The organism is Rhizobium sp. CB3171 (assembly GCF_029714265.1).
Classification (GTDB): domain Bacteria; phylum Pseudomonadota; class Alphaproteobacteria; order Rhizobiales; family Rhizobiaceae; genus Rhizobium.
On sequence record NZ_CP121652.1, the window covers coordinates 3,117,484 to 3,133,486 of the forward strand.

At 59.4% G+C, this 16,003-nt stretch carries 19 protein-coding genes; 5 read left to right on the plus strand and 14 right to left on the minus strand.

Features of this window, described 5'->3' with window-relative positions:
- Nucleotides 1–143: 143 nt before the first annotated feature.
- Both typA and QA648_RS15180 read right to left on the minus strand, forming a co-directional pair.
- A complete protein-coding gene (gene typA, locus QA648_RS15175; protein ID WP_104824628.1) occupies nt 144–1,961 on the minus strand; it encodes a translational GTPase TypA in 1,818 nt (605 codons plus the stop codon).
- A 238-nt stretch (nt 1,962–2,199) separates the two neighbouring features.
- A complete protein-coding gene (locus tag QA648_RS15180) occupies nt 2,200–2,883 on the minus strand; it encodes a glutathione S-transferase family protein (protein WP_283047823.1) in 684 nt (227 codons plus the stop codon).
- Nucleotides 2,884–3,002: 119 nt separating this feature from the next.
- Here QA648_RS15180 and QA648_RS15185 point away from each other — a divergent pair, with 119 nt between their 5' ends.
- The gene (locus QA648_RS15185) at nt 3,003–3,467 is read left to right on the plus strand and encodes a MarR family winged helix-turn-helix transcriptional regulator (RefSeq protein WP_283051359.1); all 465 of its coding nucleotides are present in this window, start codon (nt 3,003–3,005) and stop codon (nt 3,465–3,467) included.
- A gap of 95 nt (nt 3,468–3,562) precedes the next feature.
- On the opposite strand, the gene QA648_RS15190 is transcribed toward QA648_RS15185, so the two are convergent.
- Both QA648_RS15190 and QA648_RS15195 read right to left on the minus strand, forming a co-directional pair.
- A complete protein-coding gene (locus QA648_RS15190) occupies nt 3,563–5,626 on the minus strand; it encodes a M3 family metallopeptidase (protein WP_283047825.1) in 2,064 nt (687 codons plus the stop codon).
- A gap of 100 nt (nt 5,627–5,726) precedes the next feature.
- Nucleotides 5,727–6,368: a LysE family translocator gene (locus QA648_RS15195; protein WP_104824632.1), complete on the minus strand. Its 642-nt coding sequence runs from the start codon at nt 6,366–6,368 to the stop codon at nt 5,727–5,729.
- Nucleotides 6,369–6,527: 159 nt separating this feature from the next.
- On the opposite strand from QA648_RS15195, the gene QA648_RS15200 reads away from it, so the two are divergent.
- Nucleotides 6,528–7,010 (plus strand): MarR family winged helix-turn-helix transcriptional regulator, encoded by a 483-nt coding sequence (locus tag QA648_RS15200; protein ID WP_104824633.1) that lies wholly within the window; start codon nt 6,528–6,530, stop codon nt 7,008–7,010.
- Nucleotides 7,011–7,086: 76 nt separating this feature from the next.
- Here the strand turns inward: QA648_RS15200 and QA648_RS15205 are convergent, their stop codons facing one another.
- From QA648_RS15205 to QA648_RS15215, 3 genes are all read right to left on the minus strand, one after another.
- Entirely contained in the window at nt 7,087–8,310 is a 1,224-nt protein-coding gene (locus QA648_RS15205) for an argininosuccinate synthase (RefSeq protein WP_104824634.1), read from the minus strand.
- Between the two features lie 123 nt (nt 8,311–8,433).
- On the minus strand, nt 8,434–8,745 hold the full coding sequence (locus QA648_RS15210; protein ID WP_283047827.1) for a type II toxin-antitoxin system RelE/ParE family toxin: 312 nt from the start codon (nt 8,743–8,745) through the stop codon (nt 8,434–8,436).
- Nucleotides 8,742–8,951, minus strand: coding sequence for a type II toxin-antitoxin system ParD family antitoxin (locus QA648_RS15215; protein WP_283047828.1), 210 nt, complete (start codon nt 8,949–8,951; stop codon nt 8,742–8,744). Before QA648_RS15215 ends, QA648_RS15210 begins: the two co-directional genes overlap by 4 nt.
- A gap of 122 nt (nt 8,952–9,073) precedes the next feature.
- On the opposite strand from QA648_RS15215, the gene QA648_RS15220 reads away from it, so the two are divergent.
- Together QA648_RS15220 and QA648_RS15225 are read left to right on the plus strand one after the other, a co-directional pair.
- Nucleotides 9,074–9,928 (plus strand): SDR family NAD(P)-dependent oxidoreductase, encoded by an 855-nt coding sequence (locus QA648_RS15220; protein WP_104824636.1) that lies wholly within the window; start codon nt 9,074–9,076, stop codon nt 9,926–9,928.
- A gap of 65 nt (nt 9,929–9,993) precedes the next feature.
- Nucleotides 9,994–10,635 (plus strand): LysE family translocator, encoded by a 642-nt coding sequence (locus QA648_RS15225; protein ID WP_104824637.1) that lies wholly within the window; start codon nt 9,994–9,996, stop codon nt 10,633–10,635.
- On the opposite strand, the gene QA648_RS15230 is transcribed toward QA648_RS15225, so the two are convergent.
- From QA648_RS15230 to QA648_RS15250, 5 genes are all read right to left on the minus strand, one after another.
- Nucleotides 10,619–11,047, minus strand: coding sequence for a hypothetical protein (locus tag QA648_RS15230; RefSeq protein WP_283047831.1), 429 nt, complete (start codon nt 11,045–11,047; stop codon nt 10,619–10,621). The genes QA648_RS15225 and QA648_RS15230 overlap by 17 nt on opposite strands.
- Before the next feature lie 5 nt (nt 11,048–11,052).
- Nucleotides 11,053–12,288: a 23S rRNA (adenine(2503)-C(2))-methyltransferase RlmN gene (gene rlmN / locus QA648_RS15235; protein ID WP_283047832.1), complete on the minus strand. Its 1,236-nt coding sequence runs from the start codon at nt 12,286–12,288 to the stop codon at nt 11,053–11,055.
- A 263-nt stretch (nt 12,289–12,551) separates the two neighbouring features.
- Entirely contained in the window at nt 12,552–13,115 is a 564-nt protein-coding gene (locus QA648_RS15240) for an invasion associated locus B family protein (RefSeq protein WP_104824640.1), read from the minus strand.
- A gap of 332 nt (nt 13,116–13,447) precedes the next feature.
- The gene (locus tag QA648_RS15245) at nt 13,448–13,837 is read right to left on the minus strand and encodes a YkvA family protein (RefSeq protein ID WP_104824641.1); all 390 of its coding nucleotides are present in this window, start codon (nt 13,835–13,837) and stop codon (nt 13,448–13,450) included.
- Between the two features lie 66 nt (nt 13,838–13,903).
- Nucleotides 13,904–14,209 carry a 4a-hydroxytetrahydrobiopterin dehydratase gene (locus QA648_RS15250; RefSeq protein ID WP_104824642.1) on the minus strand — a complete coding sequence of 102 codons (306 nt, stop codon included), beginning with the start codon at nt 14,207–14,209 and terminating at the stop codon, nt 13,904–13,906.
- A 36-nt stretch (nt 14,210–14,245) separates the two neighbouring features.
- Here QA648_RS15250 and QA648_RS15255 point away from each other — a divergent pair, with 36 nt between their 5' ends.
- Nucleotides 14,246–14,728 (plus strand): low molecular weight protein-tyrosine-phosphatase, encoded by a 483-nt coding sequence (locus QA648_RS15255; RefSeq protein WP_283047835.1) that lies wholly within the window; start codon nt 14,246–14,248, stop codon nt 14,726–14,728.
- Here QA648_RS15255 and thpR read toward each other — a convergent pair.
- Entirely contained in the window at nt 14,659–15,255 is a 597-nt protein-coding gene (thpR, locus tag QA648_RS15260) for an RNA 2',3'-cyclic phosphodiesterase (RefSeq protein ID WP_104824644.1), read from the minus strand. The two genes, QA648_RS15255 and thpR, sit on opposite strands and share 70 nt — an antisense overlap.
- Nucleotides 15,256–15,323: 68 nt before the next feature.
- The gene (locus tag QA648_RS15265; protein ID WP_104824645.1) at nt 15,324–15,974 is read right to left on the minus strand and encodes an arylesterase; all 651 of its coding nucleotides are present in this window, start codon (nt 15,972–15,974) and stop codon (nt 15,324–15,326) included.
- Nucleotides 15,975–16,003: the final 29 nt, after the last annotated feature.

Genomic DNA, 16,003 nt, shown 5'->3' on the forward strand with positions numbered 1-16,003 from the left:
TTCACAGTCTTTACCTGTGGACGACTGCTGAAAATTAACGCATTTTTAACCTTTGCGACAAGGGCTCAAAAATCGAACACACAAAATAAAACCCCGGCACAGGGGCCGGGGTCAATTCGTCCGAAGCGGTACAAGTCGCGCTATTATGCGTAGCGAGCCTTCTCGAAACGCTTACGCTCGTTCGGATCGAGGTACATTTTACGCAGGCGGATCGACTTCGGCGTGACTTCGACCAGCTCGTCGTCCTGGATCCAGGAGAGCGCGCGGTCGAGCGTCATGCGGATCGGCGGGGTCAGCTTCACGGCTTCATCCTTGCCGGCGGCGCGGATGTTGGTGAGCTTTTTGCCCTTCAGCACGTTAACTTCGAGGTCGTTGTCGCGGCTGTGAATGCCGATGATCATGCCGGCATAGACCTTCTCGCCGGCGTCGATGATCATCGGGCCGCGGTCTTCCAGGTTGAACAGGGCATAGGCCACGGCTTCGCCGGCTTCGTTGGCGAGCAGCACGCCGTTGACGCGGCCGCCGATTTCGCCCTTGTACGGCTGGTAGTCATGGAACAGACGGTTCATGACGGCGGTGCCGCGCGTGTCCGTCAGAAGCTCCGACTGATAGCCAATCAGGCCGCGGGTCGGTGCGAAGAATACGAGACGGACGCGATTGCCGCCGGAAGGCCGCAGCTCGGCCATCTCGGCCTTGCGCTCCGACATCTTCTGCACGACGATGCCGGAATGCTCTTCATCGACGTCGATGACGACTTCTTCGATCGGCTCGAGAAGCTGGCCGCTCTCGTCCTTGTGCATGACGACGCGCGGACGCGACACGGCAAGCTCGAAGCCTTCGCGGCGCATGGTTTCGATCAGAACTGCAAGCTGCAATTCGCCGCGGCCGGATACGTAGAACGAGTCCTTGCCCTCGGCTTCCTCGATCTTCAGCGCAACGTTGCCTTCGGCTTCCTTGAACAGGCGATCGCGAATGACGCGCGAGGTGACCTTGTCGCCCTCGGTGCCGGCATAGGGGCTGTCGTTGACGATGAAGGACATCGTAACGGTCGGCGGGTCGATCGGCTGCGCGATCAGTGGCTCATTGACCTGCGGATCGCAGAAGGTGTCGGCGACGGTGCCCTTGGAAAGGCCGGCAATGGCGACGATGTCACCTGCCTGTGCGTCTTCGATCGGCTGGCGCTCGATGCCGCGGAAAGCAAGGATCTTCGAGATACGGCCGGTTTCGATCAGGTTGCCGTCAGCGCCCAGAACCTTGACGGCCTGGTTCGGCTTGATCGAGCCGGAATGGATGCGGCCGGTGATGATGCGGCCGAGGAAGGGGTTGGCTTCTAGGATCGTGCCGATCATGCGGAAAGGACCTTCGCCGACGGTCGGCTCCGGAACGTGCTTGACGACGAGATCGAGCAGCGGCGCCAGACCTTCATCCTTCGGGCCTTCCGGCGAATAGTTCATCCAGCCGTTACGGCCGGAACCGTAAAGGATCGGGAAGTCGAGCTGCTCGTCGGTGGCGTCGAGATTGGCGAAGAGATCGAAGACTTCGTTGATGACTTCGTCGGCACGGGCATCCGGACGGTCGATCTTGTTGATCGCGACGATCGGGCGAAGACCGACCTTCAGCGCCTTGCCGACGACGAATTTGGTCTGCGGCATCGGGCCTTCGGCAGCATCGACGAGAACGATCGCGCCGTCCACCATCGACAGAATACGCTCGACTTCACCGCCGAAGTCGGCGTGGCCGGGGGTGTCGACGATGTTGATGCGGGTATCCTTCCAGACGACCGAGGTCGCCTTGGCGAGAATGGTGATGCCGCGTTCCTTTTCCAGATCGTTGGAATCCATGACGCGTTCGGCAACGCGCTGGTTCTCGCGGAAGGAGCCGGACTGCTTCAGAAGCTCGTCAACGAGGGTGGTTTTCCCATGGTCAACGTGCGCGATGATCGCGATGTTGCGAAGTGCCATAATCTTGTATCTCTGAGGCTGGGGCGCGGTATGAAGTGAACACGCCAATTACATTTGGCGCGCTCATACCCTTTTTTTCGCGTTTGCGAAAGGGGGGAGGCAAGAAAGCAACGGCAAGCTCGCCCCAGCGCGTCACGAATATGTCAACCTTGCGCCAACTGATGGTAAAAACCCTCGTTCTGCGATGTCGCCAATATCTGATGTAGGCAGCCGCCTTAGTCAGGATTCCTCCAGCCTTTCAGGCGGCGCGTTTCAGCAGCCACGCCTCATGATCCCTCAAGAATACCTTGAGACGATCGGGATAGTCTTGCATCACCGCCTCTCGCACACTTCGCCGCGAAGCCAGTTCTGCGCGCCACGCCACGAGACGCGGCAATGCATCAAATATGCCGGTCTGAGTGATGGTATCGAACACGTCAAAGTAACGGAAGATCGGTGCGAAGACCGCATCGACCAGGCTGAATGCTCGGCCGGCGAAAAACGGTCCATCCTTCAATTCAGCCTCGACACGACCGAACTTGTCGATCAGCGCTTTGCGCTTCGTCTCATAGATCCCTTCGTCTTTGGCAGTCTCAAGCCCCCACAAATCCGAAAGGATGGAGGAGCCGAACTCGATCCAACCGCGATGCCGGGCACGCGCCAGCGGATCGGCCGGATGGAGTGGAGCGCCGGATTGGGTTTCCTCAAGATATTCGCAGATCACGGCGCTCTCGAACAAAACCGTTTCTGCCCCATCGCCCTGCCGCACGATAAGGAGGGGAACCTTGCCGAGGGGAGAAATGGCGAGGAACCAGTCGGGTTTCGCCGACAGATCGACATAACGGAGCTCGAACGGCACAGACTTTTCAGCAAGCGTGATGACGGCCCGCTGAACGTAGGGGCAAAGGTAGTGGCTGACGAGGATCAGCTTTGCGTCGGACATGATCAGATCTCCTATTGTCTGACCCAGCAAATGGGCTGGAAATATCTTCATCCAAGATAAATGTAATTGCATCTAAATCCGCACTTGCCAAATTGGTCAATATAGATGTAATTGCATCTATGTCGGATAAATCAGATTTCGAATCCCCAATGCCCTCGCCCGCCGTCACGCGAGCGTGGGTACGCCTCATGCGGACTCAGCAAGTCGTCCTTGCGGCGATTGAGCAAGACTTGAAGGCGGCAGACCTGCCACCGCTTGGTTGGTATGACGTACTGCTGGAGCTGTCGCGGGCCACGGGCGGCAGGTTGCGACCCTATGAGATTGAGGAGCGCACGCTCCTGGCACAACATAACCTGTCTCGCCTTCTCGACCGGATGGAAAAGGCTGGTTTTGTCCACCGCGAGATATTTTCCGAGGACGGCCGAGGCCGCTGGGTCGTTATCACCGAGGCAGGAAGTGCCATGCGGAGCCGCATGTGGGCCGTCTATGCGTCGGCCCTTCAACGCCACCTCGGCGATAAGCTAGATGACGCCCAGGCCGATCAACTAGCCGAGCTGTTAGCTGTGCTTTCGCGCGCAACCTGATTGACCAGACAAAATCAATCCAAACGCCGCCGCATAAATCGGTCGCAAAAGTTGACCTTTCGCGACCGATTTTTGCTGCATACCCAAGGCCAAAATCAGGCCGCCAATCCCTTTTTGCGTAGCATCGCATCCGGGCTCGGCAGCTTGCCGCGGAAGGCCTTGTAGGCGTCTTCCGGATCGATCGAGCCGCCGACGGAATAGATATTGGCCTTCAGTTTCCCGGCCATATCCGGATCGAAGGCATCGCCGGTTTCCTCGAAGGCGGCGAAGGCGTCGGCATCCAGCACTTCCGACCACATGTAGGAATAATAGCCGGCCGAATAGCCGTCGCCGGAAAACACATGCTGGAAGTGAGGCGTGGCGTGGCGCATGACGATCGAATTCGGCATGCCGATTTCCGAGAGCACTTCCGCCTGCACCACCATCGGGTCCTCGACGGCGCCGCGGGTATGGAAGGCCATATCGACCAGCGCCGAGGAGGTGAACTCCACCGTGTTGAAGCCAGCATTGAAGGTGCGGGCGGCCAGAACCTTGTCGAGCAGAGCTTGCGGCATCGGCGCGCCGGTCTCGTAGTGGATGGCATATTCCCTGAGGATGGCCGGCACGGTCAGCCAGTGTTCGTAGAGCTGCGATGGCAGCTCGACGAAATCGCGGGAAACGCCGGTGCCGGATACCGAAGGATAGGTGACGTTGGAGAGCATGCCGTGCAGAGCATGGCCGAATTCGTGGAACAGCGTGCGGGCGTCATCGAGCGACAGCAGCGCCGGCTTGCCCTCGGCCGGCTTGGCGAAATTGCAGACGTTATAGATGATCGGCAGTTCGCCGACATGACCGTTCTTCAGCGGCAGTTTGTGCTGCGACTGGAACGAGCTCATCCAGGCGCCCGAGCGCTTGGAATTGCGGGCGAAATAATCGCCGAGGAAGAGCGCTATCAGTCTGTCGGAGCGATCGCGAATCTCGAAGACGCGCACGTCTGGATGATAAGCGGGAACGCCCTTCTGCTCGACGGCGCGGATGCCGAAAAGGCGGCCGGCGACATCGAAGCAGGCGGCGATGATCTTTTCGAGCTGCAGATAGGGCTTCAGTTCCGTCTCAGAGAAATCGAACTTCCGCGTCCGGATCTTCTCGGCATAATGCCGCCAATCCCAGGGCATGACCTCGTGATTGCGGCCCTCCTCCGCGATCAGCGCGGCGATATCGTCCTCTTCCTCGCGAGCGCGCTCCGCCGCCTTCGCCCAGACCGCCCTTAGAAGTTCGTTCACCGCCTCCGGCGTTTTCGCCATGGTGTTGTCGAGCTTCAGTTCGGCAAAGTTGCCATAGCCGAGCAGCTCGGCCTTCTCAGCCCTCAGCGCCAGCGTCTCCTTGATGATCTTGCCATTGTCAGTCTCGCCGCCATTGGCGCCACGCGCTACCCATGCCTTGAAAGCCTGTTCGCGCAGATCCCGGCGCTCGGACGACGTCAGGAACGGCTCTATGATCGAGCGCGATAGAGTGACGGCAAATTTGCCCTCTTCGCCATGCTCGCGCGCCGCCGCGGCCATCGCGTCCCTCAGGAAATCTGGAAGACCGGCGAGGTCAGTTTCTTCAGAGAGGATCAGCGCCCAGCCTTTTTCGTCGGCAAGCACATTCTGCCCGAACTGCGCGCCGAGGCCCGCCAATTTCTCGTTGATCGCGGCGAGCCGTTCCTGCTCCGGCTTGGCGAGCTTGGCGCCCGACTTCACGAAACCCTTCCAATGCCGTTCCAGCACGCGGGTCTCTTCCACACTCAGGCCAAGCTCCTCTCGCGCTTCCCATAGCGCATCGATGCGGGCAAATAGTGCGGCATTCATGCCGATCTTCGAATAATGCCGCGACATCTTCGGCGCGATCTCTCGCTCCAAGGCCTGGATCACCTCATTGGTATGTGCCCCAGCCCGATTCCAGAATAGAGAGGAGACCCGCGACAGCTCGTCACCGGCGATTTCGAGCGCAGTGACGGTGTTGACAAAGGTCGGCGCCTCGCTGTTATCAGCGATCGCATCGATTTCCGCCTCATGAGCCGCAAGCGCTGCGTCAAAGGCAGGCGCAAAATCGGCGTCTTTCACGGCATCGAACCGCGGCAGGCCCTGATGTCCGGTCCATTCGACGAGCGCTGGGTTGACGGCGGTTGGGGAAGACATGCAAGGCATCCTTTCGGCAGGCATCTGATCGAAGCACGATATAAGACCCTCTCTGCCAAATTGGTATGGCGAGGGCGGAACAAATAATGAGGAATGATGGTCAGGCCTTACGCCAGCCGAGCAAGCCGGGCGTCGCATGCCACAGCGCCTGGGCCGCAAAACCCATAAACAGCACGCCGGAGCAGCGTACGATCAGCCGCTCGTGAGCGCGGTAGAACCGCCGGACCGCGCCCGCGCCGATAATGCCAATGAGAATAAGGTCGGCGGTGACGAAGCCGACGAAAGAAACGGTGAGCAGCAGCGGCAACGCGCTGAACGTCAATGCGCCGGCCGAACCGGCCACCAGCGCGGTAAAGGTTGCCAGCGCCACGGGATATCCTTTCGGATTGGTGACGCCGAAGATCAGGCCACGGCGGAAGGGACGGTCGACATTGAGCAAGGCCTTGCCATCCTTCTTGGGCTTGGCGGTGACGGCACTCCAGCCGATCCACGCCAGATAGAAACCGCAGAGCAAGCCGAGCAGATCGAATACGACGGTGCCGATAGTTTTTGCCCCCACGATTGCAACCAAGGCGAGCGACGACCAAATGATGTCCCCGACGAGATGACCACTCATGAAGAAAGCGCCGGCCTTGCGCCCCTGCCCCGCGCCGATGCCGAGCAGAGCCAAAAAAGCCGGCCCGGGAATGAGCACATAGAACAGCGCCGCCAGGAAGGCGCCGACGATAAGTGATTGCGTCATATTGGAAGTTCCCGCTGATTATCAGCACAGATTAGCAACGCATCTAACCGGGTCAAGTTAAACAAGTCCCTTGAAAGGGCAAGAATCCGTTGAATTCGGGGGGCGAAATCAATAAAGATTGATCGGGGCCTAAAAACAAGCGTAAGTAGGGAAGCGCTTATGAGCAGCAGGATAGATACGGATTCGCTTGCCTTTCTTGTGGCGGATTGCGCCCGACTAATGCGAGCGGCCTTCGAGCGGCGCATCATGGTCGCGGGGCTAGGTCTGACGGCAGGGGAAGCGCGCACGCTGATCCAGGTCGCCGCCGTCAACGGCAGCCGGCAACTCGATATTGCCACTCGCATGGGGTTGGAGCCGATGACGGTCAGCGCCTTCCTCGACAAGCTGCAGGCGCGTGGCCTGATCGAGCGTCAGCCCGATCCGCTCGACCGCCGCGCCAAGCGCATCGTGTTGTCGGAAACAGCCAGCGCCAAGCTGAAGCAGATCGGTTGCGAGATCTACGCGGTAGAGCAGGACGCGCTACAGGGCGTCGATCATTGCCTGCAGGACGAACTCCATCATGCGCTCCGGACCTTCCGCAGCAATCTGCAGAATGCGGAGCTGCCGGCGGAGATGGAGCGCGAATTAAGGCCCGTGGAGTAAATCCAGCCCTATGCGCGCGCAAGAAAAACCCGCCTCCGTCAACCGGAAGCGGGTTCGTATTTATTCGCAAAGCTGATTACTTCGACAGATTGCGCTTGGCGAGCGTGCGCAGACGCAGCGCGTTGAGCTTGATGAAACCGGCAGCGTCCTTCTGATCGTAGGCGCCCTGATCGTCTTCGAACGTGACAAGCTTGTCGGAATAGAGCGACTTCGGGCTTTCGCGGCCGATGACCATGACGTTGCCCTTGTAAAGCTTCAGCGTCACTTCACCTTCGACATGCTCCTGGCTCTTGTCGATTAGCGCCTGCAGCATTTCGCGTTCCGGCGAGAACCAGAAGCCGTAGTAGATCAGCTCGGCATAACGGGGCATCAGCTCGTCCTTGAGGTGAGCTGCGCCGCGATCGAGCGTGATGGATTCGATGGCGCGGTGGGCGGCGAGCAGGATGGTGCCGCCGGGGGTTTCGTAGACGCCACGCGACTTCATACCGACGTAGCGGTTCTCGACGAGGTCGAGGCGACCGATACCATTGTCACGACCGTAATTGTTGAGCGTTGCGAGCAGCGTCGCCGGGCTCATGCGCTGCCCGTTGATCGAGACGGCATCGCCCTTTTCGAAGCCGACCTTGATGACGGTTGCCTTGTCGGGAGCGGACTCCGGTGAAATCGTGCGCATGTGCACATATTCCGGCGCTTCCTGCGACGGATCTTCCAGAACCTTGCCCTCGGACGAGGAGTGCAGCAGGTTGGCATCGACCGAGAACGGCGCCTCGCCCTTCTTGTCCTTGGCAACCGGAATCTGATGCTTCTCGGCGAATTCGAGCAGGTCGGTGCGGCTCTTGAACGACCAATCGCGCCACGGCGCGATGATCTTGATGTCCGGGTTCAGCGCGTAGGCCGAAAGCTCGAAGCGAACCTGGTCGTTGCCCTTGCCGGTCGCGCCATGGGCGATCGCATCGGCGCCGGTCTTGCGAGCAATATCGATCAGGTGCTTGGAGATCAGCGGACGAGCGATCGACGTGCCGAGCAGGTAGACGCCTTCATAGACGGCATTGGCACGGAACATCGGGAAGACGAAATCGCGCACGAATTCTTCGCGCACATCCTCGATGTAGATCTCCTTGATGCCGAGCATCTCGGCCTTCTTGCGCGCCGGCTCCAGCTCTTCGCCCTGACCGAGATCGGCGGTGAAAGTGACGACTTCTGCGCCAAGCTCCGTCTGCAGCCACTTCAGGATAATCGAGGTGTCGAGACCGCCGGAATAGGCGAGAACGACTTTCTTCACGTCTTTATGTGATGCCATGGTGATGAGGTCCGTTTCAATGCGAGCCTGCGGAAAGGCCCCGCAAACCCTGTATCGCGGCACTTTTAGCGAGATTATCGCGAGGCGCAAGGGGAAGTGCGGCAGAGTGGTACGGGAGCAGCGTCACAGGTGCGCGCCGATATTCATTCGCCGATGAAGGATGCGGACGATCGTGAGTGTCTGGACGCCGTCTTTGTAGATCTGGACGCCGTCTTTGTAGATAATGAAGTGCGAGCCGTAGGCCAAAGCGAGGTAGTCCGATCTGATGCCGCCAACTTTGCGACCGCGCGCGGTGCCGTTGAGCAGGGCATGGCAACGATCGCGCATGGCGAAGACGTAATCCTCCGCTTGCTGGTAACCCCATTTTTCCTCGGTGTAGTCATAGATTTGATCGATATCGGACGCTGCCTTGGGCGAAAAGATCAATTTCTTCATCGCTGATTGCGCAACATTCGCTTTCTTTCGATAAAGCCGTTGAAATCAAATTCCTCCGGCTCTCCCGATGCCTCCCCCTCCGCGATGGCAGCCGCGATTGCTTCTATTTCCGCCCTACTACGCAACAGTTTCAGCGCGGCGTCGATGACTTCGCTCGGCGAATCGTAATTGCCGTGGCTGATCTGTTCGCCGATGAACGCATCCATCTGCTCGTCGATTTCTACGGACATATGTTTTGTCACGGACACGACCTCCAGCCGGTTTGACTTGGTTTCGGAAAATACCATATTCGGCTGCGAGCAAACAATGCCTGGGAGGGCGTCCGTCCGTGACCGATATTCAACAGATTTTCAAGAAATCCAATGTCGCCGTCATCACCGGCGGCGCGTCCGGTATTGGCTTTGCGGCCGCGAAATATTTCGCAAAGCTCGGCATGAGCGTCGCCATCGCCGATCTTGGCCGCGACCGGCTGGCCGCCGCACGCGCCGAGCTCGAAGCGATCGCCGGGGTGGACCAGATCATGGCCGTCGAGACCGACGTTGCCCATAAGGAACAGCTCGAAGCTCTCGAACGCGCCGTCCTGCAGCATTTCGGCCGGGTGCATGTGCTGATGAACAATGCCGGCATCGGGCCGGAAACCTCGATCTTCAGCCCGCAGGCCGGTTGGGACAACATTCTCGGCGTCAATCTCCTGGGTGTCATCAACGGCACGCGCGTCTTCGGACCCGGCATGCTGGCCCATGGAAAGCCCGGCCTGATCATTAACACCGGTTCGAAGCAGGGCATCACCACGCCGCCGGGCAATCCCGCCTATAACGTCTCCAAGGCCGGCGTAAAGGTCTTCACCGAGGCGCTGCAGCACGAGCTGCGCAACACCGCAGGCGCCAAGATATCGGCGCATCTCCTGATCCCCGGATTCGTCTTTACCGGCCTGACCAAGGGCGACCGCCAGGAAAAGCCTGAAGCAGCCTGGACGCCGGAGCAGACGGTCGATTTCATGGTGGAGAGCCTCGAGCGGGGCGATTTCTACATCCTCTGCCCGGACAATGATGTTGCTCGGTCGACGGACGAACGCCGCATGCTCTGGGCCGCAGGCGATATCATCGAAAACCGCCCGCCATTGTCCCGTTGGCATCCTGACTACGCCGACAAATTCAAGGCATTCCTGGAAAACAAGGATTGATTTGCAAATACTCGAAAGCCGAATAAGAAAGCGCTGATACTCTTTTCCGGCTTTCGGAGCATGTCATGGACTTCATACCCAGCCTGACGACCCTTCTGGCTTTTTCGGCGGCCAGCCTGCTGCTTGCGGCAACCCCCGGCCCCGATATGACCCTGTCGATCAGCCGTGCATTGGCGCAGGGCAAGAAGGCAGCGCTTTTCGTAGTCCTCGGCACCAGCTTCGGTATCGTCGTCCATACATTCCTGGTGGCTTTTGGCGTTTCGGCACTGATTACCGCCTCGCCGCTCGCCTTCACGATCCTGAAAACCGGTGGCGCCGGCTATCTGCTGTGGTTGGCGATCCAGGCGATCCGCTTCGGCTCCAGCCTGTCGGTCAAGAAGGTGGATATGGCAAAGGGCACTCCGCTCGCCAATATCTCCACCGGCTTCTGGGTCAATCTGCTGAACCCGAAGGTCATCATCTTCTTCATGACCTTCCTGCCGCAGTTCGTCACTGCGGGCGATCCGGCGGTGACGCAAAAGCTCCTGTTCCTGGGCTTCTTCTTCATCATGATCGGCATGCCGGTCAACGCACTCGTCGTGCTTGCCGCCGACCGCCTGTCGACCTGGCTGCAGAAGAATCGCGGCGTCATGCGCGGCCTCGATTACGCCTTTGCGAGCGTCTTTTCGGTCTTCGCAGTGAAGATCTTCCTCACCCATTCTCGCTGAGAACAGGGCCGCGCCCTGCGAACCGGCCGGCGATCCACCAGTAGACGGTGGCGCTGACGGCTCCGAGAAAGGCAAAACAAACGACGATGGTGATCAGATTGAGGGTTTGCGGCCGTTCCACGCTCCCCGAGATCAGAACCGATGCCGACGCTGACAGCAAGGCGCCGTAAATGGCGTAACCGTACCAGCGGCGCATGCCGCGCCATTCGAAAATCGCAATGACGACAAGCGATGGCAGGATGCTGACGATCATCGCGAGCTTGGTCAGCATGACGGTGAGGGCGAAGAGCTCAGGGGCGGCCGTTCCCGGCATGGTCCAGGCGGCGACGCAAGCCAACACGAAGCCCATCAGAACACAGGCGCCGAGATAGCCCCAAAGGAGCCGCATCGGCCTGCGCAATCCGAGAAGCATCGATCTCAATCCTCGCCATGGTTGGCGATCATCATGGCCTCGAAGGCCAGCCGTTCGGTCTTGCGCATACGCTCCGATTCCGACTTCAACTGGCCGCAGGCGGCGAGAATGTCGCGGCCGCGCGGCGTACGGATCGGCGAGGCGTAGCCGGCCGAATTGATGAAATCGGCAAACTTCTCGATCTGCTCCCAGTCCGAACACTGATAGTTCGTGCCCGGCCAAGGATTGAAGGGGATGAGATTGATCTTGGCCGGAATGCCCTTCAGGAGCTGGATCAGCCCCTTGGCATCCTCGAGGCTGTCGTTGACGCCCTTCAGCATCACATACTCGAAGGTGATGCGCCGGGCGTTCGAAAGGCCGGGATAGGCGCGGCAGGCGTCCATCAATTCCTTCAGCGGATATTTCTTGTTGATCGGCACAAGCATGTCGCGCAGATCGTCGCGCACCGCATGCAGCGAGATCGCCAGCATAACGCCGATCTCCTCGCCGGTGCGGTAGATTTCCGGCACGACGCCGGAGGTGGAGAGCGTGATGCGGCGCTTGGAGAGCGACAGGCCATCACCATCGGAGGCAATCAGCAGCGCCGTCTTGACGCTGTCGAAATTGTAGAGCGGCTCGCCCATGCCCATCATCACGATATTGCTGACCTTGCGGCCTTCGGCGGGCATGATCGTCCCTTGCGGCGCTTCGCGATCCGGGAAATCGCCGAGCCGGTCGCGCGCCAGGAGTAGCTGCGACAGGATCTCCTCCGCCGTCAGGTTGCGGACGAGGCGCTGCGTGCCGGTGTGACAGAACGAACAGGTGAGCGAGCAGCCGACCTGGCTGGAAATGCAGAGCGTGCCACGGCCCTCTTCCGGAATATACACGGTCTCCACTTCAACCGGCCGTCCGGCGCCGCGCGGCGGGAAGCGCAACAGCCATTTGCGGGTGCCATCATTGGAAACCTGCTCCTCGACGATTTCCGGCCGGGCGATGGTGAAATGCGTCTTCAGCATTTCGCGCATGTCCTTGGAGACATTCGCCATGGCATCGAAATCGGAGACGCCGCGCACATAGATCCAGTTCCAGAGTTGGCTGACGCGCATCTTGATCTGCTTGTCGGCGACGCCCTTTTCCTTGAGCGCCGCACCCATTTCCTCGCGGGTCAGGCCAATCAGCGACGGCTTCGGCGAAAGCTCGACCGGCTGCGACACGGGCATCGGCTTCAGCTTGGATGGGGTCATGACATCGATCGCGGACATAGGATCATTCCAATGGTTCATATCGGCGATGCCCCAAAGCCGGAAAGCTGCGGGCGCGGGCAAGGCATTGAGATCAGAAGGTTCATCTGGTAGCGGGGCAAGAAATTGCGAATACACCGCTCGTTGGGGCGGCCTTTAGCATTAATTTCAGCCCGCGTCATCCCTCTTGAAGAAAAGCAAAAGGCCAGCCATCAGGCCGGCCTCATCGCTTCGGTTTCGACAGAACCTGCGATCACTTTGACGTGATCGCGGCATCATCGATCTTATTTGCAGCTTTCGATCTGCTTCAGTGCGGCACTGACGCCCTTCAGCGAGTAGGTGTAGGAGGTGCCGGTGCCCTTCTTCGAGGTCGCGGTGACCTTGAGCGAATGGCCGGACTTGAGCGCTGCGACCAGCGCCGGCTCCTGCGCGGCATTCTCGACCCAGGCCGCCTTGTCCTTGGTGAACATCACGAAGGTCTTGTTGTCGATGACGACGTCGACCTTGGAATTTTCCTTGAGCGGATAGCCCATCATCGCCTGCGGTTCATAGGAGATGTTCTGACCCGGACGCTGGGAAACGATGAAGAAGTTGTCGCCGTGATCGATACCGGAAGCCGGCAACTTGGCTGTCGGCACGGAGAGAACGTAGCAGACCTTGCCAGCCCCGGACTGGTAGGAATAAGCGCCCCAGGCGTCGAACTGCTGAATGCGCGTCGGAGCCACCGGTGCCGCCGCCTGCGCCTGTGCGGGCGCTGCTGCCTGCTTCTTGGTCTTGGTCTGCGCCGATGCGATGCCGGTGCCGGCCAGAACGAGAGAGAGGGCGATTGCGAAGCTTTTTACAAACATGGTTTCCTGCCGATTTCTTGCGGTCCAGAGCTCAAGGCGATTTCAAGTAACGCACGCCTATGCTCGTGAGCTGCCCTATTTTGACTTTATTTAGGTTACCAAACCGTCAACGGGGCGGTAATTGCCCCTGATCTGTGCCGTTTCAGCCCATGTGGAGCCGGGCCTGAAATGCATCAGGAGGAATTGGAAAACCCGGATGGCGGAACACCATCCTATGGGATCGATTTAAGACAGAAAGATTCGGGCAAGAGTTTGACCTCTCTAAAATCAGGAAGACCTCATAAAGGTCTGGAAACCCGGCAGGAATCCCGTCGCCATCGATCGGACGCGGATCAAGCCGCTTTTGCGGCCTCGGGCTCGTCGGCCAAGGCCCGGTCGGCGGCGTCATAGTGCTCCTGGCGGATGTGGCCTTTGATCATGCCGAAGGCGAGCGTCAGCACCGCGACATCATCCGAAAAGCCGATGACGGCGAAGAAATCCGGGATGATGTCGACCGGCATGACGAAATAGCCGAGTGCCGCCAGCAGAATGCCACGGACGCGCGTCGGCGTTTGCGGATCGAGCGCGCAATAGAAAGCCGCGACGACATCGCGGGAAAACGGGATATACCGTGCTGCCTTGCGCAAGGTCGGCCAGAACTTGCTGCGCACCGTCTTCTCCTGCCGATCTTGGGTCTCCTCGTCACCAGGCATCAGGATTTCCCCATACTTGATGTCATCCATTCCACTCATCCCTATAGGAAGCCCTTCCCGGGCCGCATCAGACATATGGTGATCGGCCCCTGCGATTCAATCGGCGCGCCGGGCCGCTGCCTTTTCCATCGCCTTGGCGAGTTTAATGTCATGCTCCGTCAAGCCACCGGCGTCATGCGTCGTCAGTTTCACGTCGACGCGGGAATAAACGTTGAACCATTCAGGATGATGATTGAATTTTTCCGCCGCCAAGGCCGCCTCTGTCATGAAGCCGAAGGCTTCGACGAAATTGCGGAATTTGAAGCTCTTCGACATGGAGAGGCGATCGGCCGCCAGGGTCCAACCGCTAAGGCCAGCCAGGTTTTCATCGATTGCCGCCGGTTCGAGCTTTTCGTATTTCATGGCAATATCACTCCTCTTTATCGGTTGAACGATACTATGGACCGTCACAAAATTCTGTTTGTTTGCGCCGGCAATATCTGCCGTTCACCCCTTGCCGAAGGCATCTTCCGGCATCTTGCGATCAAAGCCGGGCGAGGCTCCGAGTTCGAGGTCGATTCGGCCGGCACCGGCGGCTGGCATCACGGCGAGAGGCCGGACCGCCGCTCCATGGAAGTCGCGTCGGACCACGGCGTCGATATTTCCGCTCAACGCGCACGCCGCATCGAGGCAGCCGATTTTCATCGGTTCGACCTGATCCTGGCAATGGATCAAGACAATTTGAAGAATTTGCGCAAGATCGCGCCTGCCGATACACTCGGCAAGCTGCACCTCTTCAACGCCTACACGCTTGGCAGCAGCAAAGACATCCCGGACCCTTACTACGGAGGTCACGAGGACTTCGAAGCGACCTACACCATGCTCTTGGCTGGCTGCAACGCGCTGTTGCCCTTGGCGGGAAAAGCGCTGCGAGCCTCGTGAAGCGGGAAGACCTCTTCGGTGAGATAGGGACCGCCGCCAACCGATTCGCGCGATGACAGCAGCACGAAGCGTCCTACCGTGAACGGCGCGGTGTAGAAGTTACCGCGACCGGAGAGATAGTGCACGACATCATCGACCCGCGACGACTTCAGCCGCGCGAGCGTGACATGCGGTGTGAACTTGCGCGGGTCCGGCGGCAGGCCGATGCGCTGGCAAATGCGTTCGATTTCGCCCTGCAGTGCGTACATATCGGGCGTCTGGGTGACGCCGGCCCAGACCGAATGCGGCTTCTTCGAGCCGAAGGAACCGATGCCTTCCAACCGGAGCTGGAATTCCGGCCGGTCGATGCGGTCCAGTCGCTCGACGATTTCATCGGCGGTACGACCGTCGACATCGCCGATGAAACGCAAAGTGATGTGATAATTTTCAACGTCGATCCACCGGGCTCCGGGAAGACCGCCGCGCAACAACGAAAGGCTCATCGCCGCGTTGCGCGGAATTTCGAGGGCGGTAAAAAGTCTCGGCATAACGAGCACTCCCCGAATCTCTTGCAGATAACAACAGGGAATCATGCAATTGCAGCCGGTGCAAGCACCTATTTCGCATGTGCGACAATCGTCCCAATGAAACTCGTCACCGCAGGCTGGAAACGTTGCACCATCACATCGACACCCTGCGGGTTCGGATGCATGCCATCGCTCAATTGTAAGTCGGCATGCGTCGCGACGCCATCGAGAAAAAATGGATAGAGCGGCAGTTGATACTTGTCGGCAAGCCGCTTGTAGATCGGGTTGAACTTGGCCGCATAGTCCGGACCCATGTTCGGTGGCGCCAGCATGCCGGCGAGCAGGACGGGAATGTTGCGCTCCTTCAGCCGGCTGATGATGGTGTCGAGGTTCTTTTCCGTCTGTTCGGGCGGGATGCCGCGCAAGGCGTCGTTGGCGCCGAGTTCGAGGATCACGCCGTCGGTTCCGTCCGGTACCGACCAGTCGATGCGCGACAGGCCGCCGGAGCTGGTATCTCCGGACACGCCGGCATCGGCAATCACCACATCCAGCCCCTTGGCCTTCAGCACCGCCTCCAGCTTGGCGGGAAATCCATCGCCCGGCGGCAGTTGATAGCCGGCCATGAGGCTGTCACCGAGACCAACCAGTTGGATCGTTCGTGCATCGGCTGCACCGGCCGCGCCAAAGAAAAGACCGAAAACAATGACAGCGAAGTGAAACGCGGCAACTTTAAAACTCATGATCCATTCCCTAAATTCGCCGTGAGGGC